General features: G+C 30.9%; 6 protein-coding genes and 1 tRNA gene. 3 read left to right on the top strand and 4 right to left on the bottom strand.

What is annotated here, in order from left to right; translation table 11 throughout:
• Positions 1-19: 19 nt before the first annotated feature.
• From AACZ53_RS14130 to AACZ53_RS14120, 3 genes are all read right to left on the bottom strand, one after another.
• Positions 20-196: a hypothetical protein gene (locus AACZ53_RS14130; protein ID WP_339839781.1), complete on the bottom strand. Its 177-nt coding sequence runs from the start codon at positions 194-196 to the stop codon at positions 20-22.
• 43 nt (positions 197-239) lie between these two features.
• Positions 240-518 (bottom strand): transposase, encoded by a 279-nt coding sequence (locus AACZ53_RS14125; protein WP_339839780.1) that lies wholly within the window; start codon positions 516-518, stop codon positions 240-242.
• Between the two features lie 359 nt (positions 519-877).
• Positions 878-957, bottom strand: a tRNA-Leu gene (locus AACZ53_RS14120).
• Between the two features lie 219 nt (positions 958-1176).
• On the opposite strand from AACZ53_RS14120, the gene AACZ53_RS14115 reads away from it, so the two are divergent.
• The 3 genes from AACZ53_RS14115 to pth all read left to right on the top strand — a co-directional run bounded on the left by AACZ53_RS14115 (position 1177) and on the right by pth (position 3493).
• Positions 1177-2118: a ribose-phosphate pyrophosphokinase gene (locus AACZ53_RS14115; protein ID WP_339839778.1), complete on the top strand. Its 942-nt coding sequence runs from the start codon at positions 1177-1179 to the stop codon at positions 2116-2118.
• Between the two features lie 27 nt (positions 2119-2145).
• The gene (locus tag AACZ53_RS14110) at positions 2146-2748 is read left to right on the top strand and encodes a 50S ribosomal protein L25/general stress protein Ctc (protein ID WP_339839776.1); all 603 of its coding nucleotides are present in this window, start codon (positions 2146-2148) and stop codon (positions 2746-2748) included.
• A gap of 178 nt (positions 2749-2926) precedes the next feature.
• A complete protein-coding gene (pth, locus tag AACZ53_RS14105; protein WP_339839774.1) occupies positions 2927-3493 on the top strand; it encodes an aminoacyl-tRNA hydrolase in 567 nt (188 codons plus the stop codon).
• 54 nt (positions 3494-3547) lie between these two features.
• On the opposite strand, the gene AACZ53_RS14100 is transcribed toward pth, so the two are convergent.
• Positions 3548-3846, bottom strand: a 299-nt coding sequence (locus tag AACZ53_RS14100; protein ID WP_339839771.1) for a T9SS type A sorting domain-containing protein, incomplete at its 5' end; no start/stop codon positions are given.

The raw sequence follows: 3846 nt of genomic DNA, 5'->3' as shown, positions 1-3846 counted from the left end.
TACTAAAATTACTAATGAGTTAGAATGTGCAATTATAAAAAGTACTTTTATTGATTCCAATTTCTCCAAGTTTTCTATTTACTCCAATTTCTGAACGAGTTACCATGTGAATGATTTCTAGTTTTTCGGATATAGTAAGTCGCAAGTATTTCTTGAATTTGTCATTTAATACAGCATTTCCAATCTTTTTTTTCAATATCATAACGTAATACCAAATCGGCAATCATTACTTTTAAACGTTAATTCTCTTTCTTGAATTCTGTTACTTCATCACTAGTAGCTTCTCGCGTTGTATCACCTGATAATCTTTTCTTACCCGCTTCTAAAAATTCTTTGTTCCACTTATAAAACTGGGATTCATTAATGGAATATTTCCTACATAATTCTGCAACGAACATTTCAGCTCGTAATGCTTCCATAACGATTTGTATTTTCTGTTCTGAACTAAAGATTCTACTGGTGTGTCTTCGAATCTCTTTAATATAATTTTCTGTAGTTTGTTTTCTTGGTGTTTTCATAATAATCCGAATTTAATAATTTTTGAAAACACTCTCTTAGTTTTTGACTAAATTAGCACACTTTTTGCTAACGACTTACAATTTTATTATGAAATTAATGATATTAGAGCAATCTATTTTGGAGTAAATGCTACTGAGACTTTAATAGAAAAAGTTAAATTGATACTAAATAAATATTATTACGAGTATAATGATTCTAAAAAAACAGCTTTTATAAAGTTATATAGAGGACTACTTGCTGATAATAAATTCAATATTGAGTGGAAAGAAATAGGACAATAATTCGGCAAAATATCGGCAATGTAACCGAATAAAAAACCCTAAAGTATTGAAAATCAACTCTTTAGGGTTTTAGCCTGTACCCTGGGTGGGAATCGAACCCACACTCCGAAGAACACGAGTTTGAGTCGTGCGCGTCTACCAATTCCGCCACCAAGGCTGGTGTAAATTAAGACTGCAAATGTAATAATTATTTCAACAAAATAATAAAAATACTTTAAAATATACTTTCAGAGTCAAAATTAATTTCTAAATTTGCACCTCGCTAATGCGACACACAACTAACTAACTACATCCGAGGCGAATACGAACATTAAGCAATAGACAAAATTAAAGCTGAAATGTACGAAGCGTAACGGAATAAAAACAACCAATTAAAATGTCACATCAAGAACCTGAAGCAAAAATATTTGCTTGTTCCCAAAGTGTACACTTAGCCGAACAGATTGCTGAAAAGTATGGAATTCCGCTAGGTAAAGTTACGTTCTCAAAATTTAGTGATGGCGAAATGCAACCGTCTTACGAAGAATCTATAAGAGGATTGCGCGTATTTATTGTTTGCTCAACATTTCCGAATGCAGATAATATAATGGAACTTTTATTAATGATAGACGCTGCTAAAAGAGCTTCTGCCAGACATATAACTCCAGTTATTCCTTATTTTGGATATGCGCGTCAAGACAGAAAAGATAAGCCAAGAGTGCCAATTGGAGCAAAGTTAGTTGCAAAACTACTTGAAACTGCCGGTGCAACTCGTATTATGACAATGGACTTACACGCAGATCAAATTCAAGGCTTTTTTGAAAAACCTGTTGATCACTTGTTTGCTTCAACTATATTTTTACCTTATTTAAAAGGTTTGAATTTAGAAAATTTAACCATTGCCTCACCAGATATGGGTGGTTCAAAAAGAGCTTATGCGTATTCTAAATTTTTAGAGTCTGATGTAGTTATTTGTTACAAACAAAGAAAAGCTGCAAATGTTATAGGCACAATGGAATTAATTGGTGATGTTCAAGGAAAAAATGTAGTATTGGTTGATGACATGATTGATACTGGTGGAACTTTAGCAAAAGCTGCCGATTTAATGATCGAAAAAGGAGCTATAAGTGTTAGAGCGATATGTACTCACGCCATTTTATCGGGTGATGCGTATGAAAAAATAGAAAATTCTAAGTTATTAGAGTTGATTGTTACCGATTCTATTCCCTTAAAGAGAGAATCAAATAAAATAAGAGTAGTAAGTTGTGCTCCATTATTTGCAGAAGTTATGCGCATGGTACAACACAACAATTCCATTAGTGGAAAATTTTTAATGTAAAATATTAATTAATTATATATATTTAAAATGAAGTCAATTACAATTGAAGGACAAGAAAGAGAAAGCGTAGGTAAAAAGGCAACTAAAGCCTTACGCGATGCTGGAATGGTTCCGTGTGTTATATACGGTGGAGACCAACCAGTGCATTTTGCAGCAGACGAAAGAGCATTTAAAGGTTTGGTTTACACTCCAAATGCGCATACTGTTGCAATTGATTTAGCTGGAAAAAAAATAAATGCAATTTTACAGGACATCCAGTTTCACCCAGTTACAGACAAAATTTTACACATCGATTTCTTCCAATTATTAGAAGATAGAGAAGTTGTTATGGAAGTTCCAGTAAAAGTTGTTGGAAAATCTCCTGGAGTTATGGGTGGTGGTGTTTTACGTTTAGCACAAAGACGTTTAAAAGTTAAAGCATTACCTAAAAATTTACCAGATTTTATTACTGCTGATATTACTCCACTTGAGATGGGGAACAAATTATATATCACTAAATTAGCATCTGATAATTTTAAATTTATGCATCCAGACAACACAGTAGTTTGTCAAGTGAGAATTTCTCGTGCTGCTATGAAAGCTGCTCAAGAAGCTGCAAAAGCAGAAAAAACTGCAACTAAGAAAAAATAAAAAATTTCTAACTATATCAAAAGCATCAGTTTTTAAACTGGTGCTTTTTTTTGAATAGTTGCTCCCTAAACTATTTTCAATAGTTGATTCTTAATAAATTTTTAAAAAATAGTATTTTTACAAAATGAAATGGCTTTTTAATATCTTCAAACAAAAACAAATAGAAACAATTGATCCAATGAAAAAATTTTTAATTGTTGGTTTAGGAAACATAGGTTCAGAATATGTAAATACCAGACACAATATAGGCTTTAAAGTCCTTAATTATTATGCCAAAAAAGAGAGTTTAGATTTTCAAACAGCTAAACTTGGTGAACTTGCTCAGCATAAAATTAAAGGAAGAACTCTTTTTCTACTAAAACCAAATACTTATATGAATTTAAGTGGAAAGGCAATTAAATATTGGCTTGAAAAAGAAAATATTCCTAAAGAAAATTTATTGGTAATAACTGATGATTTAAATCTTTCATTTGGTACTATTCGAATAAAAGCAAAAGGAACAGATGGTGGTCATAACGGATTAAAAAACACACAACTTCTACTTAATACTTCAGAATATCCAAGGTTTAGATTTGGAATTAGTGATGAATTTAAAAAAGGACAACAAGTTAATTATGTTTTGGGAGACTGGTCTGATGAAGAAAAATCTAAGCTAGACGAAAGGTTGAATATTTCAGCAGAAATTATAAATTCATTTGTTCTTGCTGGCTTAAACGAAACCATGAATTTATTTAATGGAAAATAAAAAAGGATGCTTAAATAAATAAGCATCCTTTTTTTTATAATTAATTATTGTAAATTATTCTACAACAATTTTCTTAACTTCTTTTCTGTTTCCGTCTTGTACTGTTACAAGATAAATTCCAGATGAAGCATTGTTTAATTTTAATTCTTGGTTAAACAATCCATTGTTTTGGAAAGATTTAGTATACACTTGTCTTCCTCTTAAATCATGAACTGTAACATTTACATCATTACTAGTTTCAGATGAAAATTGAATTGTAAAGTTACCATTGTTTGGATTTGGATATATTAAAATATTCTCATCAGATTTAAAATTATTCGTACTTAAAAAAGTACAATTTGCACCAGGAGCAG

Origin of the sequence: uncultured Flavobacterium sp. (genome assembly GCF_963975005.1) — a bacterium.
GTDB lineage: Bacteria > Bacteroidota > Bacteroidia > Flavobacteriales > Flavobacteriaceae > Flavobacterium.
The sequence above is the reverse complement of the archived record's forward strand: the minus strand, read 5'-3'. Positions and strand labels throughout refer to the sequence as shown.

Bases quoted from the DNA above. Each gene is read 5' to 3' on its own strand.
- AACZ53_RS14115 (WP_339839778.1), top strand. From the start codon at position 1,177: ATGTCACATCAAGAACCTGAAGCAAAAATATTTGCTTGTTCCCAAAGT.
- AACZ53_RS14110 (WP_339839776.1), top strand. From the start codon at position 2,146: ATGAAGTCAATTACAATTGAAGGACAAGAAAGAGAAAGCGTAGGTAAA.
- pth (WP_339839774.1), top strand. From the start codon at position 2,927: ATGAAAAAATTTTTAATTGTTGGTTTAGGAAACATAGGTTCAGAATAT.
- AACZ53_RS14125 (WP_339839780.1), bottom strand. From the start codon at position 518: ATGAAAACACCAAGAAAACAAACTACAGAAAATTATATTAAAGAGATT.